Here is a 20435-nt window from a genome sequence, read left to right as displayed (position 1 = left end):
GGATTTTTTCTTGTATTTAAATTTACAATCAACTAAATTAAGGTTAAAATTAATAAATCAAATCCATAGGATGTAGGTGAAAAAATGAAAGTTACTTTTTTAGGTGGAGCAGGAGAAGTTGGAGCTAGCTGCATATTAGTAAATATAAATAATAAAAACATATTATTAGATTGTGGAATTAGACAAGGAGCAAATAAAGACCCATTACCAGATTTAAGATTAATTCAAGAAAATGGTGGTGTAGATGCTATAATTTTAAGTCATGCACATATGGACCATTCAGGATCATTACCTTTAATTAGTAAAGAATATCCATTAGCTAGAATTTACATGAACATCATGACAAAAGACTTAATAAAAGTTTTGTTATACGATAGCATAAAAGTAATGAATAATAGAGAGTCAGATATACCATTATATGCAGTTCAAGATGTTGAAAATATGCTAAATAGGATTTTTGCAATAAATTATCAGAGAGAGTTTGAAATACTAGAAGGAATAAAAATAGCTTTTTATTCAGCTGGTCATATAGCAGGTGCAAGCTGTGTAAATATAATTTCTGAGGAAGGAAGCTTATTCTATTCGGGAGATTTTTCAATTTTTGCTCAAAATTCAATAGAAGGAGCTAAAATACCTAAGTTAAGACCAGATGTAGCCATATTTGAGAGTACATATGGAGATAAACTTCACAGTAATAGACAAGTTGAAGAAGAAAGATTAATAGAACTTGTAGAAAAGTGCATAGAAGATAAAGGAAAAATGCTAATTCCAGCCTTTGCATTAGGAAGATCTCAAGAAATAATACTTATCTTAAAGAAAGCTATGAATAAAGGAAGAATAAAAAAAGTAAATGTTTATATAGATGGAATGATTAAGGATATAAACAGAGTCTATAAATTAAATCCATTATACTTAAAATCCTCATTAGGGAAAAAAGTTTTAAGAGGGGTAGAGCCTTTCTATGATGAGCACATAAAAGCTATTACCCAAAATGAAGAAAGAGAAGAGATATTAAAAAGCAAAGAAGCATCCATAATTATTTCAAGTTCAGGAATGCTTACAGGAGGTCCAAGTCAAAGCTATGCAGAAAAAATAGCTATGATGGAAAATGGATATATAGTGCTTTCAGGATATCAAGATGAAGAATCACCAGGACGCAAACTTTTAAATTTAGTTGAAGAGAGTGAAGATAAAAGAGTATTAGAAATTAACAATAAAATTATACCTGTAAAATGTAAGTTTGATAAAGTAGGATTATCAGCACATGCAGATAAAACAGAAATAAAAGCATTAACCTCATTACTCTCGCCAAAACACACCATATTAGTTCATGGTGAAGCTTCAGTAATAAATTCAATAGGAAAAGAAATTAGTGAAGAACTATTTAAAAAGGTTTATGTACCTATTTCAGGAGATACAATAAATTTAGAAATAAATAATCCTAGAAAGCAGAGTAATTTCAAATTCTATTACATCATGAATGAAAAAGAATCATTAGATGAAAATAATATTCCTAAGCTATGGAATTTTATAAATATAAATTATGAAAATAGATTTTTTACTATAGAGCAGATATTAACAATCTGGAGTGGTACATATAAATTAGATAATGAAGAAATAGAGAAAGTGCAAAATTTGATCAGCAAATCAATCTATTTTGAAAATGACCTAAGAAGATTTTTCATGTTTAAAGCTAGAAGTGAAGATCAGGTTAATGAAGATTTAATGCCAAAAGAATTAAAGCAAAATGAGGTTAATGATTTAGTAGTTGAATACTTTAAAGATTATAATTATAAGAAAATTAGTTTAAAAATAGAAGAGAAAAAAGTCCTTCTAAATTTTGATTTTCCTAAATCAGTACCAGAAACAATCAAATCTAAAACAGAAAAATTTAAAGAAACTAGTGGTTGGGATATTGATATAAATGAACAAGCAAATTATACAGCAGCTGAAACTTTAATTAGAACGTTATTAAAAGATGTGGATATAAGAAAAATATCTTTATATGCAGTAGAAAACAAATATATAGTTTTAATAGATAATGAAAACTTAAGTTTTGAAAATGAAAAAGAAATATTTAAAAATACTACTGGAATAGAGTTAAGTGTTCAATCAAAAAATTCAAAAGAAAAGGATAATGGAAATTCTAAAGTATTTAGTAGTAAAAAAGAGTCAATAGAACAAAATCAGGCATTTTTATATATTGATGAAGCTTTTAAATATGAAGAGTTTAAACCTTATAAAAAGAGTTTAAAGCCAAATAAATTAATAGAGCTAGTATTTATATCACCATTTTTAGGGGAGAGATATGAAGAAAAGATAAGAGAGATAGCAGAACATATAGGATGGAATATGAGTATAGCAAGTTCAGTAAATCAAAATGAACTTACTAATCTTGCATTAAGGTATTGCATGGAAAATAATATAAGCATTAAAAAGAATCCATCATACAATCCAGCAAACTTTTCTGTTACTATTAAAACTGATTTTGATGTAAGTGAAAATAAGGAGCTGATTGATAAAATTTGTGGTGAATTTAAATATAACACAGGGTGTGATTTGCATTTTTAAAAATTACTGTTAATAGATTAGATTAGTAGTGGTATTATTATATATAATTTAAATCTAAGTAGAAAGCAATATTTGGCTTTTTCTTAGATTTTTTTGTTTGTATCGAATAAAATTAAAAAAATAATTAAGTATTTAAAAAGTTTGACGAAAATTATATGTATTCAAAAAATATTTTATTAGAGAGGATAAAATCATGAAAAAAAAGTCATCTTTTAAAAATAAATTTTTATTTAGTATTTTACCATCAGTAATAGTAGGAATGCTTATTTTAAGCTACATAGCTTTTTTCCAGTTCAAAAAAACAATGGAGAATCAAATTATCAATGATACAAAGCAAAATATGACAGGATTATCAGAAAACATTAATGGATGGTTAGAAAGTAAGCTTTTAGAAGTTAAAAGTTCTGCAAATACATCTATTGCTAAATCCATTGATACTAATATTGAAGCTGTAGATAAATTTAATGTTGAAAGGATACAATTTTTTAACAAGAATTATCCTGGTGAGTATGATAATGCTGCAGCAGCTTTATATAATAATGATGGAAAATCTAGAGCACAATATGCTAATGGAACAAATGTAATAGGAAATGTTTCTGAAAAAGCTTGGTATCAGGCTTTAATGAAGGGAGCTAATTATCATATATCCAATCCAGTAGTATCAAAGGGAACAGGAAAAACAATAACTGTAATTGGAGCACCTATAAAAGATAACTCAGATAAATCTATAGGATTAATGATGGCAGCTGTAAATCTTTCATATATTCAAACTAAAGTTCAAGAATTTAAGGTTGGAGAAAATGGATATGCCATGTTACTTGGAAGTGATGGAACATTTGTAGTTCATCCAGATGAAGAATTAGTAATGAAAAAGAAAATATCAGAGTTAGAAGATACAAATATGCAGTCTTTAGGAAAAGAAATGTCTAATCAAGATTCAGGAATATTTAGATTTAGTGATTCAACTGGAAATAATATTGTTTTTTACAATAAGATTCCTTCATCAGGATGGGTTGTAGCAAGTGTAATGTCTGAATCGGAGCTATTTGCTTCAGCTCAAAAGCTTATTAGTACTTTACTAATAATTACTACATTAATTTCAATTATTCTTGCAGTTATAATTATAATTATTTCAAAGCGTATGGCAGATCCAGTAAGTAAGTTATCTGCATTTTCTGAACAGGTGGCATCAGGGGATTTAAGTTTGAAATTAGATGTGAATAGAAATGATGAAATTGGACAAATGGCAAATAGTTTAAATAATACAGTAAGTGGATTAAAAGAAATTGTAGGAAATATTGTGGATTCAGCTAATGAAGTTAGTTTGTTTTCAAATAAATTAACCATAGTAACAAAGGAATCTACTAAGGGAACAGAAGAAGTTATGCTTAGTATGCAACAAATATCTGAAGGTGCTTGTCAGCAAGCAGAAAATGCAAGTAAAGCTTCAGAAATTACAAGCCAATTAGTTGAAGATATTAATATAGTTCGTGAACACTTCAAATACATGCTAAAAGTTGTAGAAGATTCAAAGAATGTGAGTAGTGTAGGGGCAAAAGGTATCCAAAAGGCAGTAAAAAGTATGGAAAATATAGCAAAGGCTAATGGTAAAAATGTTAAAGAAGCAAATGCACTATTAGAGCAATCAAAAGAAATTGGACAAATAGTAGATGTAATAAGTAACATAGCAGAGCAAACTAATCTATTAGCTCTTAATGCAGCAATAGAAGCTGCAAGGGCTGGAGAACAAGGAAAAGGTTTTGCAGTAGTTGCTGATGAAGTTAGAAATCTTGCTGAACAATCAGAAGGAGCTGCAAAGCAAATTACAGATCTTATTGGTAAAGTTCAGAATCAAGTTGAAACTATATCAAACACAATGAATAATGGTACTGAAGAAATAGTAAATGGGGTAGATATTGCAGTTGCAGCAGGAACAAATTTTGATGAAATTGAAAAAGTATTTAATGAAATAAATGATATGGTGCAAAAGGTAACATATGCTACTAATAATATGGCAAATAAGGCTGATGCAGCAGTAGAAGCAATTAGTGAGGTAGCTGCTATAACAGAAGAAAATTCGGCAGCTACAGAAGAAGTTTCAGCAACAACAGAAGAACAAAATTCTAACATACAAGAAATTGGTGAAACAATACATAAATTAGATGAATTAGTGTTAAAACTAAAGAATACAGTTGGTAAATTTAAATTATAAATCCTAAATTGAAATAAAAAACTTCCTGGAGATGATAAATAAGATCTTAAGTTAAGAGATCAAAATTTATAACTCTAAGGAAGTTTTTTTATAAAATTCTCCAAGCTGTTAAATTCAAATTGCTAATGAGGTGGCTTATTTTTGTTAAATTAATAGAAAGTTTATAGTATAATGAAATTTGATTTAACAAGAGATGAAAAGAGGAGGAGTAAATTTGAATCCAAATTGTAATGTGATTGATGATATTAATAAAATCAATGTAGATAAAGATAAAGTAGATAAAATAATAGATAAATTAAATGAGATTAAGAAGTCAGCATCAGATAACTTTGAAGGAAGTATGCAGTTTGAATTAGTTGAAAGAATAAATAAAATTATAAATGATTCCTATGATTTAGAAATGGATTTTCAAGAGTCAAAGAACAGTTTATTTAAGTTGTCTATTGATATAATAAATGAAGAAAAGAGAAAAGAAAAATTAGAAGAAGAGAAGAAACTTAGTGAAAAGAAATAAATAAATTTGGCTAGGTCATTTTTATTTAATAATCTGCAATTTAATCGATAGTATAATATTTTTTAAGAGAAAATTTAAGGTGGGAAACTAGAAGCAAAATAAGTAACTAATGAGGAGGATAGATGGGGAATATAAAAGTTGATACTGGAAAGCTTCTAGAATTTGCAAATCAAATGCGTGATTTGCAATATGAATTAGATTTTGTTATAAGAGATATAGAAGGTATAGAAGATAACTTAAATTTAATAAGGGATGTTAATACATATGATCAAAGGAAAAAGATTGATGAAACAATATCTTTTGCGCAATCAATATCAAGGAATCTTGATGATTTTTCTTATAATCTATATCATGTAGCTAAGACCTATGAGGAAACAGAAGAACGATTAGCAAACTCCCTTCAAGCTATGTTTAAAGGAAGTTTTGGAACTTTAGGTTTAGTTCCAATTCCAGGGATGGAAGCATTAATAGATACAGATAATCAGAGTGAAACTGAAGATGAAAAAGAAGGAAATCTTGAAAAGTATAGAAAACATGCTAGAGATGCTTGGAATTTTTTTGCTGGACCTTCTATACTAAACTTAGATAATATTGAATTCTTTAAAAATGTATTTAACTGGCTTGATAAGAAGGTTGATGAAGAATTAGAAATAAGAGAACAAGTTAATAAGGGGATTGATGAAAATAATCCATTTAGTATTTTTGTGAAGTCAGTAAATGGAATAGAGGATGCAAAGTTAAAGTTTGGAAAAGAAATGACTATAGGTTTAGCATCTGATACTCTTAATTTTATAAGTAGTGAAGTTAATGGATTACTGAATGATCCAATAAAAACATTAAAAGGTAATGGTGAAAGTATATACACTTTAATTTCAGTATTACAACCTATAACACCTGAACAGCATAAGATACAAGAAGATGTAGCTAATTCTATTTGGGAAAATGTTAAGAAAAATTTTGATAAAGAAGTAGCAAAGGGAGATTCTTATACTAGAACTAAATATGTTACTGATATGATATTAAATATAGCTGCATTATTTGCTGGTGGAGGAGAAGTTAAAGCATTAAGTAGTACAAGTAAAGTTGAAAAGGTAATTGAATCTGAAAAGATTCTTAAAAATGTTAAGGTGTTAGAGGGAATTGATGTTGCTAGTGATGCTAATAAATTAGCTAAGATAAAAAAAGAAATTGAGGCTATGAAAGATGTAATTTTAGCAACTAAGTTTGGGAAAGAAAAAGAGCTTTCTGAGATTATTTTAAAAACTGATCCTTTTGAGAGATTTAAAGAAATTAATAAGGGTATTAATGGGGTAAATAAGGGAAGTAAAGTTGAAAAAGCAGTTGAAAGTGAAAAAGTTCTTAAAAATGCTAAGGGGTTAGAAGGAACTGATGCCATGAAAGAGTCGGCCTTAGCGAATAAGATTAAGAAGGAAAAGGAACTTTCTGAGAGTATTTTGAAAACAAATCCTCTAGAGAGAGCTAAAGAAATTAATAAAAGTGTTCATGATATAAAGAACATTAAAAATGATGTTGGTGATTTATCTGTTAAGGTAGAGGAATCAAAGAAGGTAAAGGATGTTGTTGGGGATTCTGAAAAGACAATTGATGTTACTGAGACCAGCTATGTGAAGTCAATAGAAAAATATACTGATGAAATGAGAAAATATATTATTCCTCCAGAGGATGGATTTGATGCATTAATTGAGAGAAGATATATCGAAATTAGAAAAGCAAGTTTTGATGATGTTTCAACAGTTTCAAAAAATACAGGGTTATCAGAGCAAGATGTTATAGATATGAAAGAACACTTGTTTTTAAATACTCATGATTTATCAGTAAAAGGCAAACCTCCTGAAAAATTATATTTTCAAGGAAATGCTAATATTGCTTATGGTTGGGGAAAAGCACAGAATGGAGAACTTACAGATTTAGAAAAAGAGTGGTTTAAGCAACTTAGGAATCATGAATTAACAGAAAAAAAATATATGGACGAAGGAATGCCATTAACTGATCAGTCTACTTGGGATCCAGTTGAAGGACAAATGATTAATCCTTCAAAAAACGCACATGATAAAGCGAATTTAACAGCAAAGGCGCCTGATGACTTTCCAGGTTATCCTGATATTGCTAGTAGGGAATGGAATAAAAATTATATGAATGATAGCAATGATTATTAATTTTGAGGTGATAAAGATGTATATGAATGAATTAATAGAGAGAATGAATAACATAAATTGGGATGAGGTTGGCAGAAACTCGTCAAAATTGGATCCTTATTTTGGTTATGAATATTTAAGAAGATTAGCTAAATTTTTCAAAGATGAATCAATTATGCCAATAAAACCTGTAATGGCAAATATAGCAAGGTTATTGGGGGATGTAGAGGAAGAAGTAGTTATTTCTGACTATCTTAATCCAAAAGCTGTGAAATTTATAGGTGAAGGTATGTCTAAAAATATAATAAAGTATTATCTTCAGTTAGCTAGATATGCTGATAAAAATTCGAATGTTGGTAAATATTTAAGTATATATGATCCATTAATTAAACTTCTTGAAAGAGGGGGAAAGTATGTTCTAAGTATAAATGAGTTAGAGATAGTGAATATTTCATGCTATCCGTTAAGAGGATGGTATGAAGATTTTGTTGTAAAGGAACCTATCAATATAGATGAACTGTAATTATTACCCAAAGAGAACTATGAATAGTTATAAGCAAATGAAAAATTTGATTTAACTAAATAAAATATAATACTAGTTTATGTTTAAAAATTTAGATAATATTAAAAAAGACAATGAGAAATAGAGCTATCAAAGATGTAAAATTTTCAATAGCTTTACAAATAGATATTTTCTAATGGGGGTACAGACATAATAAGGATTATGACATAGGTTCATAGTCCTTATTGTCTCTCATAATAGCAAAAACAATATGTGTGAGCTTATGTGCTACCGCTCCAACGGCAGTGTGATGGTGCTTTCCTTCAATTCGTTTTTTGTTATAATAATCATTAAGAGGACTTTCATGTAAAGTGCAGGTTGAAGCAGCAAGAAATAAGGCACGGCGTAGGTATGGAGAGCCACGCTTTGACATCCTGTTTTTGTTAGATAAAAATTCACCAGATTGCTTTACTGTAGGATCAATACCAGCATAAGCTACTAGGCTAGAAGTATTTTTAAATCTATGAATGTCTCCAACTTCACTTAATATAATAGCAGCAGTTACAGATCCGATTCCTGGAACAGAAGTAAGATGACAGTCAAATTGATTATAGTAGAATTCAATTTCTTCATCTAAGCTTCTAACTTGATCTTCTATAAATAGGACTTGATCTATTTGTTGTTTAAGTTGAAATTTAAAAGCATCTTGAGCAATTTTAATTCCAAAAGTATTTTTTGCTGCATCTTGAATTTATTCTGCTTTGACAAGTCCAAGTTGTCCACGACTGTTTATCTTTAATAATTTGCTTAATTCATTAATATCAAGGTTTAGTATTTCTTCTGGTGTTTGATATTTTTCAAGTAGAGCTTTGGAACTAGCTCCCCAAGTATCAGAAAAGAGCTTTTCATATTCAGGAAAAACTTAATCTAAAACTGTAATAATTCTACATTTAAGTTCAGAAACACTATCAATTAATGATAACCTATATCTACAAAGTTGCCTTAAAGAAAGTAATTTATCATCGGCAAGTTGAGTTGTTGTGAATCTACCAAATCTTATAACTTCAGCGATAATAAAAGAATCTTTAGTATCATTTTTAGTTTGGTGGATATAAAGATTTCTAAAGCTATCAGATTGAATAGGATTAATAACATTAATTGTGTAATTTTTTTCTAATAAAAAAGAATATAGAGAAAGCCAATAATGCCCAGTAGCTTCCAATCCAAAAGTTACTTTAGAATCTCCAATATTCTTAGTTATGTATTCTATTAGTTTATTTGCACCATTATGTGAGTTAGAAAACCTCAATGATTTAGCGATGATAACGCCAGTTTCATCAATAATAGTAGTTTCGTGATTATTTTTACCAATATCAATACCTACAATATACATAAAAACATCTCCCTGTATTTTAGATAGAATCCTCAGAACAATGCGAGTTACATCCTGGTTCGATATACGAAGAATTACATTAATATAACCAACATCCAGCTTATACGCAATATTTCGCAGAGATGAGGTAACAGTCTTAGTCACGAGGTCAAAGAAGCCTCAAGGGGGCGTATGTAAACCTCTATCTATACGAGAATATTGTCTCCAAATTAGAGTTATTAAACAACAGATATTTGAAGTAACTTTAGAATTATAGAAGAAATTATAAATAAAGTTTATATAGGAGCTGTTGATTAATATTAACAAGCTTATCATACCAGGGGGCAGTTGAAGCTATTGCTAAAACTAGCAATTTTGAAAAGAGCATTATGGCTGAAGTCAGAGCTGTAACACCTAGAGGAAAGATATATAGTATGAAACGAGGAATTGACGGATGGAAGGTTACAGACCCAGATGCTATAAGGATGGCACAAACAATGGCACAAAGTGAGTTAAGTAATGACCCTATTGCGAGGCAGTTATTCCAAGAAGGTAACCAGGAGGAAGTGTGGAATATGTTGTTTGAGAAAATTGCCAAGACTATAGGAGGAGAATATACAGTAATAAATTAGGAGGAAGAGATGAATAAAAAGTTTTTGTATAAAAAGGTGTATACTTTAGGGTTCATAGACGATAGTGAGGAAGATGAAATGTCCTCTTGGTTTCTTGATGATTCAAGAGAAATTCTAGAAAAAAAAATAAGACAGTGCGATTTTCATGAACTGATAATAGAGTTAATAGATATTTTCAGAGGTGGAAGTCCTAGTTATAGTCAGTTAGCAATATTGTTTGGCTTTGAAAGTGTTGAAGAAATAAGTAGCGGAGATATTACAAAAAAAGACTTTCACAAAATACAACGAAGTGATATTGACAAAATTGAAATGGATATAAAGAAGATAAGTAGTGATAAGCCATTGATACTTCATAAACTGTATTTGTATGTTAATAATTTACCTTCAATAGAAAGTCTCACAAACAAAATAGATGAAGTGTACAAAGACATATACTATGAGGAGAATGAAGGACTTATAATTCATGAAAATGAGTGCGATATAATAATTCATGAAAGTAGGTAGAAAATAATTCTTATTCAGTACCATTTTGTAGTATGCTGAATAAAGAAAAAAGGTACTACTAATTCATATTTCCAGCATTCTTAGTTTAACTGCAAAATTTAGTGTTTTCTCGCTGCAATAAAGCACAGGATATTAATATCTAAGAGTGAATCTATTAAACTGCTCATTATAGACTAAGGTTTTTTGATGAAAATAACTGCATAATATTAATAATGCAGTGAAAAAGATGAAATGAATCAGCTGAAATCAAGTAGGCTGGTTCATTATTTTTAAGCAACTAACATATGTCATAAATGCATTTTTCAAAATAACTATATTAAAAAGCAAGGATAACACATAATAAAACAGAGTTTTAAATGACTGTGAATAAGAGTGGCATTGAATTTAAAAAGTGAGGAATAAAGGCTAAAACATCTGATTTAATAAAAATTGATAGTTTATTAAAATCTTTTTAGCAATATCTCAAGTATAAGCATCTGATAAAGGAGAAGTTCCTATGTAATCAATAATAGTACCCTTTAGGAGCAAGTAAAACGAGCATAGAAGGGATATGTACCCTGATAGGCTAGAAAAACCTAGGCTTAATAATTCCACTTGAAAGTTAATGCAATGATGTAGATTTTGGAGAAATAGGTCAACTTGATATTGTAACATTAGATTATATAATTGATTGCTATGTTGGGACTGGTAGTGGTAAGACTGTAAAAACATTTTTGAAATATTTTGAAGAGTTTAGTCCAGATTCGGCGAAAATCTTAAATCCTGATAATAAAAAGATAATTTTATTTGCCCCTAATTTTAATGATGAATTAAAAATAAGTAAATTGCAGAATAAGTTTGGAGATAAGTTAATAGTTGTAAATGATAGAGAAAAATTATTAAAGTTATTAAGAGGTGAAGATTGGTGGCAGGTAAAGCATTAGAAATTTTTACGACAAAATATATTAGTCCAAAAGAATATAGTGAGTTTATAGAAGGGATTGGTGGTGTTTTAAAAGATAGAAATAAATGTATAGGTTATATTAAAAAGTATAATGGCATTGTTTTATTTAATGGGTATGATGATGTAGACTTTTTTGAACAAGAGAAAAATATCATTGAGAAAAGATATAACTTGAGTATGGAATATACATATGGATTAGAGGCAAATACTTCAGGAGAACGTGAAAGTGGATATTTATTATTATATGTGTGTAAAGAGTTTATGGAAAGGTGGAAAGATAGTATCATATGTAATGAGTATGGAGGCTTTTTCAATTGCGATGATATAGTTAATGAAACTGATTATGAAAGTTGGCTTTATAAGTCAGAAGAGTAGCTGAGAGCACCACTATAAACTAAACTCTCTATACAATACTTGGAAGTTTATATCCATGATTAATAAATAATGTTTGTTTCTAGGAAGATTGATAAAGGTAAAAGTAAAAACATCATAAATATAATACAGTGAAAAGATGAAATGAATCAGCTGAAATTTAAGTAGGTTGATTCATTATTGTTTATTATAAAAATACTTGACTTTTAATAATTAAGTCTATTAAAGATATATATAATAATTTTTATAAAATGTACTATTGGGCTTTTAAAAGCTTGTCTATATAAATAAGAGTAATCTATAGTAGAATGGTGGAGATGATAAAATGCCTTTTATAAATTGTGAATGTCCAATGTGTAATAAAAATACAAAGGCTAAATATAATCAAGGAATACAAAGAAGAGAAGTTTTACTTTTTATTGAATATAATTGTAATTGTGGTTTTTTAGGTGAAATTGATTATCCATCAACTCCAGAAGAATTTAGAAATGAAATAATCAAAGAAAGTGGGGAATGATAACTAAAATGTATATGGATGAAGCAATAGAAAGAATAAATAATATAAGATGGAATGAAGTTGGTAAAAAGGCATCAGAAGCTGAAGCTGACTTAGGCTATGAATTTTTAAGAAGATTGGCTAAATTTTTCAAGGAAGAATCAATAAAACCAATAGTTCCTCTAGTTGGTAATATAGCAAAATTATTAGGTGATAGTGAGAAAGAAGTAGTTGTTTCTGATTACTGTAATTCAGAAGTTGTGGAATTTTTAGGCGAAAACATATATAAAAAAAACATAATTCAGTATTATATACAATTAGCTAGGTATATTGATAAAAATCCAGATGCTGCTAAATATATAAGTGTATATGAGCCATTAATCAAACTTCTTGAACAAGGAGGTATGTTTGTTCTTAGAATAAAGGAGTTAGAGATAGTGAATGCTGGATATTATCCATTAAGAGAATGGTATGAAAGATTTGTTGAAAAGGAACCAATTAATATAGATTAATTGTAAGAACATGAAAGAAGAAAGGTGATAAATTATGATTATAAGTATATATATGTTAGATGAAAGTGGAATAGATTATGATTGGAGAACAATATACGTTGGTATAAGTGTTAATTGAATCAACTGAAATTTAAGTAAACAGGTTAGAACATAAGTGAAAGAATTTTTCGAAAAATGAGTTTAGTTATTCTTTACAAATTAACTTGCAGATATTATAGTAATATAAACAAATGAAAAGACACCTATCATAGCATGGAGGTAAGTAAAAATGAAAGAAGAACCAACGAAAAAAGATTTAAATCATAATGAAGATATTAAGATTAGAGAAAAAGAGGATGATTATCCAAAGTTTGAGCAAATCATAAAAGACAAATTCAATTTATTAGTAAATAAAGATACATCTCTATTTACTACAGCTGCAGAAAATTTATGGGAAGTATACATAAATAACCTTCCAAGTGAATCACAACAATACTACAATTGCAGTGGATGTAGGCATTTCATTGAAAAATATGGAAATCTTGTAATGGTTACTGAAGAGGGTACTATTGAATCTGTATTATGGGCAGAAGATGTACCAGTATTCTTTAGGAAATCAGTATTAGAATTAAGAAGAGCTGTTAATGAATCAAGAATAACAGGAGTATTCATATCAGATACTGAAATATTAGGAACACCAAAAGCGGGAATATGGACACACCTATCTGTTAAGTTGTCAGAAGAAAAAATTAATAAATCAAGGTTAAAAAATGCAAGACAAGTTATGGCTGAAAAGTTAGAAGACTATGGAATGATAAATAGGGCTTTAGAAGAGTATTCTTTAGAAACTATTAATCAAGCAGTTGAATTACTTAAAACAGAAACTTTATATAGATCAGATAAGTGTTTAGGAGTTGCAGAATGGTTTAAAGAATTACATGAAGATATCCTAAATGTTAAAAACAATAAAATAAAAGAAAATATGATATGGTTCTATATTGCTAAAGCACCAGTAGGCTATTGTCACATAAAATCATCTATGATAGGAACTCTTTTAGATTATATATCAAGTGGCATGGATTTTGAGTTAATAAGTAGAAGATTTGCAGAAAAAATGAATCCTTCTAATTATATGAGAGCACAAGTTGCTCCATCACAAGGTAATATTGAACAAGCTGAAAGAATAATTGAAAAAATGGGAATAGCTAATTCTCTAAGGAGAAGATATGCTATATTTGAGGAAATGCCTTATTTCATATGGAAAAACAATTATATACCTAAAGAAAATCCATCTAAAAAAGTTGGAATATTTAGTAATATAAAAGCTAAAGCTCCAAAAGTTATTTCAAATATGATGGACTTGCCATCTACAGTTATGACCTGGGAAAAGTTTCAAAGGACAATATTAGAAACAGCAGAAAAAATTGAAGTTAGAATTGATAATACAGATAGATTAATGGCATTAGTTACAGCTGCAGATCCAGAAGCAGAAAATATTTTATTATGGAACAATACATTTAGTTGGTATTATCATGGTGGAATAGATGCAGAAATAAGAAGAAGAGTTGAAAATGCAGGTGGACAGTATGAAAATAATGAAATTAGATGTTCTTTAATCTGGGAAAACTATACTGATTTAGATTTACATTGTATAACACCTTCAAAGGAACACATCTATTACAGAGATAAAAGATCCAAATGTGGTGGATGGTTAGATATAGATATGAATGCTGGAGGTGGACATACTACTACACCAGTAGAAAATATAAGATGGAGCTTAGGCCTTGCAAGAGAAGGACATTATAGATTTGTTGTTCATAATTTTTGTGAAAGAGGAAGTGGAGCTACTCCGTTTAAAGTTGAATTAGATGTAAATGGAAAAGTTTATTCTTATGAAGGAAAACCATTAGAAAATAGACAAGAAGTAACTGTATTTGAATTTGACTATGTAAAAGGAGAAGAACCTAATATAGTGAACAATTCAAGTTCTAATTTGTCTAAGACTAGTGAGTGGAATCTAGCAAATGGATTTATAACTGTAAAAGGTATTACAAATTCACCTAATTTATGGGGAGATAATCCAGTTAACCATTCAGGAAATCATACATTCTTCATATTAGATGAATGTAAAGACTTAACTGAAGGAAAAGGAAGAGGATTCTTTAATGAATCATTAAAATCTGAATTAAGGGAAATAAGAAAGACATTAGAAGCATATACAGCAACAACACAAATAGAAGATATTGAGAATGCAAGTGCTTGTGGAATAGGATTTAGTAAAGATAGTGAATGGAATTTGATTTTAAAGGTAACTTCAAATAACTCTACAAGAATTATAAAAATAGATAGATTTGATTAGCCTAATATCTTCTAGATAATAGTGATGAAAACATAAATATGACCTGTATTAGATAAGTTTTATGAAATGATTAAGAAATTCAAAAGTGAATATATAGATGAAGAAGAAATAGAGGCATGGTTAGAATCAAGTGATAATAAAGAACCAATGTTTAATAATTTTCCTATTTGTGAAGAACATAAAGTTTTGCTTACATGTTTTGGATGCCATGTTTGTAATGATTAAAGTACTCATTATCTTTATAACCAATAAAGAGAGGTAGATTTAGAGAATAAATAAGGAAAATCCACTCACATAAGTTTGCCTTGCCAAATCATAGATTTGGAGGCTTGTTTATGGTAATATTCTTCTCCATAAATATGGTAATATTCTAAAGAATATATATTCTTATATGGTAATATTCTTTAGAATATGCTGATAAAATGCCAGCTTGAGAGTTTTTTGTATAAATTTATGATAAAATATAGGTAAAATTAATGAAGAAATAGAATTATTATCATGAAAGGTCGATATAAAATGGCAAGACAAAGTAAGGTAAGATATCAATTAAGTGATCTAAAAGGTCAGGAAGCTCCATCACAAGATGACATAAATAATATTTTAAGGGCAGCAGATGAAATTATTGCTTCAGCAGGAAGAACAATGTTAGCAAAAATACTTAAAGGCTCAAAAGATAAAAAACTATTAGAAAAAGAACTTAATACTTGTCCTAGTTATGGCTATTACAGTCAGCTAACAATTGAAGACATAACAAAAATTGTAGACTGGATGATTGTAAATGATTATTTGGACATTCAATATAATTGGAAGCTTCCTATGATAGTATTTTCAGAAAAAGGTTGGGAAACATATAAGCCTTTCTATGCTGATGAATTATATAATCTTATTCTCAATGTAGATAAAGACAAATGTGATGAACTTATAGAAAGGATGAAGATAACTAATAGACAAGTGGTTAAAATACTCCTGCCTAAAATAGGAGAAAGCAAAAATATTGGCTTTATAAGATTCCTAGAAAAGTGGGAAACTGGTGAAGTGAAAAAAGTAAGAGTTATGATAAATAAAACTATTTCCAAACTAAAGTCTGTGTAATATGGAGGATTTAAAATGAATATTTGCTGTACAAAAAAATTGCAAGATGAGATGGAAATAAAAATTAAAGAGTACAATGAAGAAAATGATATATTTTCATGGAGTGTAAATCTAATTAAGTTAAAAAGAAAAAAAGCAGTTGTAGTAGTAAATGACAGTAGTAGATTTGGTTTTATCCTATTTGGGCTAAAGGCAAAGGATTTTAAGAAAATAGATGAATTAATAGTTGAAGGTATTAAAAGATGCCTTAAAGATGAGAACATAAAAGAAGAGCTTATAGAAAATTACATAAATGATGCTGGAAAAGTAACTTATTCAAAAACAAAGGGGCCTAAATATGTTTCAAGATTAAATAAAGCTTGTGAATGTGTAACGTTTTTTGAAGAGCTAATAGATTCAGAAGAGATTTATCAAGTTCAATTAACAAAAAAGATTAATGGTGATTATATAATGGTAAACAAATCTAACTATGAGCATCCATATGATTTACTTTTAGAAGATTTTAAAGCCATATATGGTGATTCTATAATTAAAGGTGAAGCAGCACAAATATTAGTAAAATTAAAATTAGGAGCTTATACTGCAAAAAGAGAGATAATGATTCCAATGAATATAAATTTTAAGGAGTTTCATAAAATACTTCAAAAAGCTTTTGAGTGGCAAGAATATCATCTATATGACTTTAATATTTTTAATGAAAAATGTGAATACGTATTAAATGTTATAAGTGAACATGAGGATGAAGTGATTTTTAATGGAGTAAAAATTGAGGTGGATAGCAAAGTTTTAGTTAGAGATTATATGAAAAAAGGATTTAAAATAGTTTACAACTATGATTATGGAGATGGATGGGAGCATGAGATCAAGATAAAAAAAATAGTGACTGACTATGATAAAAATTATCCAGTTTGCTTGAAAGGTTCAGGGGACGCTCCTCCTGAAGATGTTGGTGGTGCACCAGGGTATGAAGATTTTCTTGAAATTATAGAAAACTCAAATCATCCAGAGTATGGAGAGATGAAACGCTGGGGAGATTCACAAGGATATAGGAAGTTTGAATTAGGACATACAAATATGAATTTAAGATATTCTTTGAGGTAATAATATATGAAAATAGCTAGGAGTGAATTATGGATTTACAAAGAGAAAAGTTATTAAGTTTTGAAAAAGAAAAGCTTACAGACTTAGTAATTGAGTTATTAAATAAACTTAATGAATTTGAGAAAAATGAATTTATATCAAAAAACATAGATGCTAAGTTAGCTTTAGATAATATAGAAGAAGGTGATGGGGAAAGCTTTCTAATAGATGTAGAAAAGTTTTGTAAAGAGTGCCTTGATGGAGAATATTATGTAGAAGATAATTATGAGGATTATTGGGGGAGTTATCCCCAAGACGATTTTGAAGGTTGTGAATGGGCTGAAGGCTTTAAAAAATATTTGAATATTGCTATGATGTATTCTAGGAATAAAGAATATGATATAGCGTTTAAAGCCTTTGAAATATTATTCAATTGCATTAAGAAGGTAGAAGATGATTTTGAAATTTTAGGAACAGATGAACCTTATCCATATATAGAGGTAGATTATGAAGATATCTTCAACGAGTATTATTTGTCCATTAAAAATTGTATACCAGATAAAACAAAAATGATAGAGAAAGCATTAGGTTTTTGGGAGCTTCATAGGGGTAGTGGATGTACAGAGGCTATTATCAATGCTATAGAAGAAATAGATATTATAGAAAAAAATATAAGAGAAAAAATAGATGAAAGAGATATGGAGTGGGACTTACAACACTTATATTATGAGCTTCTTAAAGGATTTAATGAAAGATATAATCCTGAATTTGATAAAGTTCAGTTAGCTAAAAGTTTTTTAAAATATGATGTAAATTTTTATAATGATGTAGCAGAGGAATATTTTGAAATTGGATGTTTTGAAGATGCTATAGATACAACTAATGAGGGTTTAAGAAAAGTAACTCAATGTGATAATTTAAAGAATATACGTATAAATTGTTATGAAAAATTAAGTGAATTTGAAAAAGCTTATAATGAAGCCTTTGATTTATTTAAAGAAAAAACATCCTATAAATTATATATTAGAACTAGAACCTTTGCAGAAAAAACAAACAATTTAGATGAATTTATTCGTAAAACAATAAACTTCTTAAAGTCTAAAAGAGTATATTATTATCCCAATATACTAAGTTATGTTTTATCTCATGAAGGATTAATAAAAGAACTTTTAGAGTTTTTAAACAATCAAAAAGGATATGAACATAGTGACAAAAAGTATATATCTAAAGCATTGATTTATAGAGCATTGCATAATGAAAAATTAAATTTGGATAATATTAAAGATTACATAAATACTATACAGCTGGAAAAACTAGATGGCGTTATAGATTTAGTAGAGCTTGAAGAAGATTTTAGTAATAGAGCGTATTATCTGGAGTCAGCAGTAGATATACTAAAAGAAATGGTTAAATTTCATATTGATGCTGCCAATAGATCAAGATATCAAAGAGCTGCTTATTATTGTAGTGTAGTTAAAGACATTCTTTATTATTTAGGTAAGAGAGAAGAATTTGAAGAATATTATAAAGATATTTTGAGCCAAAATAAGAGAAGACCAGCACTACAGGACGAGATGAAAAAGAAAATGGAATAATAAGTTTATAGAAAATAAATCAAATACTAATTGTTACATAAAGATTTATTATTTAATAGATGATGAAAAAAGTATATATACCTTTGATGAAATAGAAAAAAATATATTTGATGAATTTACTAAACTTGTTAAGAAAACTAAGATGCCAATAGAATCACAAAAGCTTATACTAGTTAGAATGTTGAAATCAGTAGATAGTATGACTGGAGGAGCATATGGAAAGTAATATTATTTGGATAATTTTTTGCTTAGGAGCATTAATGAGCATATCAAGTTCAATTGGTAAATTGAGCAATGAGATAAAAAGAACTAATTCAATCTTAGAGAAAATTGCAAAACAAGTAGGAGTTCCAGAACCAAAAGTAGATGATGAGATAAAAGATCTTGTTTCAAGAGGGAAAAAGATTCCAGCAATTAAAAAGTATAGAGAGATTAGTGGTGTTGGGTTAAAGGAAGCAAAGGATTATGTTGATAAACTGATGTAGATAAGAAGTTTAGAGATGGAGTAACTCTGTTAAAAATGAGTTGCTCCATCTATTTTTATTGAGAGAAAACTTACATGTTTCTTGATTTATAAGTGAAAGAATTAAAGAAAAAGATAAAATGAATCGATATTTAAGTATGACACTTTTAAATATGTTACTTGTAATAAGTCATATAGATTCAGTAACAATAGAAAGCACATGGATGTGGAATTACTTAGGAAGGGGTAGGAGAAAGTGGAATGGAAAAACATAAAATTTGAAGGAATAAGTAATATTGAAAAATGTGTTGGAGAGTTTAATATTACTGAAACACTAAAGACACCATATGGTAAATTTAAAATTAAAGTTTATGAAAGACAAAGTGGGAGATACGTAGGATATACAAACCTTTTGTTCAAAAATGAAGATGGATCTGTGGCACCAGGCATTGGCTATGGAAAAACTGTAGGACAAGCAGCTAATGCTACAATTGAGTATTTTCTAAGGATGATTGAGGAGAAGGAAGTTTTAAGTGAAGAGGATTTCAAACGTTCAGATTATTTTGAGTTTTAATTATATGTTATAAATGAAATATTCAATTGAGAAGAGAGTTTTCAAGTTTGTAATAAAAAAATATTCATGATAAACTTTTTCTGTTAACTTAAAAAGGTTTGAGGAGAAGGTGAAATGAAATGAAAAAGTATAATAAGCTTGTAAGAGATAAAATTCCAGAAATAATAAAAAGAACTGGAAAAGAGTGCGAATTTATAATTGCACCTAAAGAAAGAAGATATGAATTTCTAGAAGCAAAGCTTAAAGAAGAAGTAGAGGAATTTTTAGAAGATAAAAACTTAGAAGAATTAGCAGATATAATGGAAGTGCTATTTGGTCTTGCTAATAATTTAGGATACAGTGAAGAAGATCTTCTAAAAATGAGAGAAAAGAAAAAAGAAGAACGTGGTGGATTTAAAGAAGGAATAGTACTTAAATGTGTAAAAACAAATTAAAATATGGAGTAGCTTTATAAAAATGAAGTTACTCTATTTTTTTGTATAGATAAAAACAGTAAGGTTCATTTAG

22 protein-coding genes are annotated in these 20435 nt (G+C 28.5%); 20 read left to right on the top strand and 2 right to left on the bottom strand.

The window, feature by feature from the left end; genetic code table 11:
• Positions 1 to 84: 84 nt before the first annotated feature.
• The 5 genes from NNC19_RS09645 (at position 85) to NNC19_RS09625 (ending at position 7976) form a co-directional block, all read left to right on the top strand.
• Positions 85 to 2571 carry an MBL fold metallo-hydrolase gene (locus NNC19_RS09645; protein ID WP_310938430.1) on the top strand — a complete coding sequence of 829 codons (2487 nt, stop codon included), beginning with the start codon at positions 85 to 87 and terminating at the stop codon, positions 2569 to 2571.
• A gap of 193 nt (positions 2572 to 2764) precedes the next feature.
• The gene (locus tag NNC19_RS09640) at positions 2765 to 4783 is read left to right on the top strand and encodes a methyl-accepting chemotaxis protein (RefSeq protein WP_310938429.1); all 2019 of its coding nucleotides are present in this window, start codon (positions 2765 to 2767) and stop codon (positions 4781 to 4783) included.
• Positions 4784 to 4997: 214 nt separating this feature from the next.
• A complete protein-coding gene (locus NNC19_RS09635) occupies positions 4998 to 5297 on the top strand; it encodes a hypothetical protein (protein ID WP_310938428.1) in 300 nt (99 codons plus the stop codon).
• Positions 5298 to 5419: 122 nt separating this feature from the next.
• The gene (locus NNC19_RS09630; RefSeq protein WP_310938427.1) at positions 5420 to 7474 is read left to right on the top strand and encodes a hypothetical protein; all 2055 of its coding nucleotides are present in this window, start codon (positions 5420 to 5422) and stop codon (positions 7472 to 7474) included.
• Complete coding sequence (locus tag NNC19_RS09625) at positions 7455 to 7976, top strand: hypothetical protein (RefSeq protein ID WP_310938426.1); 522 nt, start codon at positions 7455 to 7457, stop codon at positions 7974 to 7976. Before NNC19_RS09630 ends, NNC19_RS09625 begins: the two co-directional genes overlap by 20 nt.
• Before the next feature lie 199 nt (positions 7977 to 8175).
• Here NNC19_RS09625 and NNC19_RS09620 read toward each other — a convergent pair whose 3' ends face one another.
• Positions 8176 to 8505, bottom strand: a complete 330-nt coding sequence (locus NNC19_RS09620) for a transposase (protein ID WP_310938464.1) — start codon at positions 8503 to 8505, stop codon at positions 8176 to 8178.
• Positions 8506 to 8877: 372 nt separating this feature from the next.
• Entirely contained in the window at positions 8878 to 9348 is a 471-nt protein-coding gene (locus tag NNC19_RS09615) for an IS110 family transposase (RefSeq protein WP_310938425.1), read from the bottom strand.
• A 368-nt stretch (positions 9349 to 9716) separates the two neighbouring features.
• Here NNC19_RS09615 and NNC19_RS09610 point away from each other — a divergent pair, with 368 nt between their 5' ends.
• From NNC19_RS09610 to NNC19_RS09540, 15 genes are all read left to right on the top strand, one after another.
• Entirely contained in the window at positions 9717 to 9959 is a 243-nt protein-coding gene (locus NNC19_RS09610) for a hypothetical protein (protein WP_310938424.1), read from the top strand.
• 9 nt (positions 9960 to 9968) lie between these two features.
• The gene (locus NNC19_RS09605) at positions 9969 to 10463 is read left to right on the top strand and encodes a hypothetical protein (RefSeq protein WP_310938423.1); all 495 of its coding nucleotides are present in this window, start codon (positions 9969 to 9971) and stop codon (positions 10461 to 10463) included.
• A gap of 713 nt (positions 10464 to 11176) precedes the next feature.
• A complete protein-coding gene (locus NNC19_RS09600) occupies positions 11177 to 11386 on the top strand; it encodes a hypothetical protein (protein ID WP_310938422.1) in 210 nt (69 codons plus the stop codon).
• A complete protein-coding gene (locus tag NNC19_RS09595; RefSeq protein WP_310938421.1) occupies positions 11368 to 11781 on the top strand; it encodes a hypothetical protein in 414 nt (137 codons plus the stop codon). The genes NNC19_RS09600 and NNC19_RS09595 overlap by 19 nt, the downstream gene beginning before the upstream one ends.
• Before the next feature lie 322 nt (positions 11782 to 12103).
• The gene (locus NNC19_RS09590; RefSeq protein ID WP_310938420.1) at positions 12104 to 12295 is read left to right on the top strand and encodes a hypothetical protein; all 192 of its coding nucleotides are present in this window, start codon (positions 12104 to 12106) and stop codon (positions 12293 to 12295) included.
• 14 nt (positions 12296 to 12309) lie between these two features.
• The gene (locus tag NNC19_RS09585) at positions 12310 to 12786 is read left to right on the top strand and encodes a hypothetical protein (protein WP_310938419.1); all 477 of its coding nucleotides are present in this window, start codon (positions 12310 to 12312) and stop codon (positions 12784 to 12786) included.
• 268 nt (positions 12787 to 13054) lie between these two features.
• Entirely contained in the window at positions 13055 to 15124 is a 2070-nt protein-coding gene (locus NNC19_RS09580; protein ID WP_310938418.1) for a hypothetical protein, read from the top strand.
• A gap of 66 nt (positions 15125 to 15190) precedes the next feature.
• Positions 15191 to 15349 carry a hypothetical protein gene (locus NNC19_RS09575; RefSeq protein ID WP_310938417.1) on the top strand — a complete coding sequence of 53 codons (159 nt, stop codon included), beginning with the start codon at positions 15191 to 15193 and terminating at the stop codon, positions 15347 to 15349.
• Positions 15350 to 15640: 291 nt separating this feature from the next.
• Positions 15641 to 16216, top strand: coding sequence for an RQC-minor-1 family DNA-binding protein (locus NNC19_RS09570; protein WP_310938416.1), 576 nt, complete (start codon positions 15641 to 15643; stop codon positions 16214 to 16216).
• A 15-nt stretch (positions 16217 to 16231) separates the two neighbouring features.
• Positions 16232 to 17317 carry a plasmid pRiA4b ORF-3 family protein gene (locus NNC19_RS09565; RefSeq protein WP_310938415.1) on the top strand — a complete coding sequence of 362 codons (1086 nt, stop codon included), beginning with the start codon at positions 16232 to 16234 and terminating at the stop codon, positions 17315 to 17317.
• 29 nt (positions 17318 to 17346) lie between these two features.
• Positions 17347 to 18891 (top strand): hypothetical protein, encoded by a 1545-nt coding sequence (locus NNC19_RS09560; RefSeq protein ID WP_310938414.1) that lies wholly within the window; start codon positions 17347 to 17349, stop codon positions 18889 to 18891.
• 215 nt (positions 18892 to 19106) lie between these two features.
• On the top strand, positions 19107 to 19376 hold the full coding sequence (locus tag NNC19_RS09555) for a ribosomal protein L7/L12 (protein WP_310938413.1): 270 nt from the start codon (positions 19107 to 19109) through the stop codon (positions 19374 to 19376).
• 118 nt (positions 19377 to 19494) lie between these two features.
• Positions 19495 to 19629 (top strand): hypothetical protein, encoded by a 135-nt coding sequence (locus tag NNC19_RS09550; protein ID WP_310938412.1) that lies wholly within the window; start codon positions 19495 to 19497, stop codon positions 19627 to 19629.
• Entirely contained in the window at positions 19611 to 19928 is a 318-nt protein-coding gene (locus NNC19_RS09545) for a hypothetical protein (RefSeq protein WP_310938411.1), read from the top strand. Before NNC19_RS09550 ends, NNC19_RS09545 begins: the two co-directional genes overlap by 19 nt.
• A gap of 119 nt (positions 19929 to 20047) precedes the next feature.
• Positions 20048 to 20362, top strand: coding sequence for a nucleoside triphosphate pyrophosphohydrolase (locus NNC19_RS09540; protein WP_310938410.1), 315 nt, complete (start codon positions 20048 to 20050; stop codon positions 20360 to 20362).
• Positions 20363 to 20435 lie beyond the last annotated feature (73 nt).

It is taken from the genome of Clostridium sp. SHJSY1, assembly GCF_031626875.1.
GTDB lineage: Bacteria > Bacillota > Clostridia > Clostridiales > Clostridiaceae > Clostridium.
The sequence above is the reverse complement of the archived record's forward strand: the minus strand, read 5'-3'. Positions and strand labels throughout refer to the sequence as shown.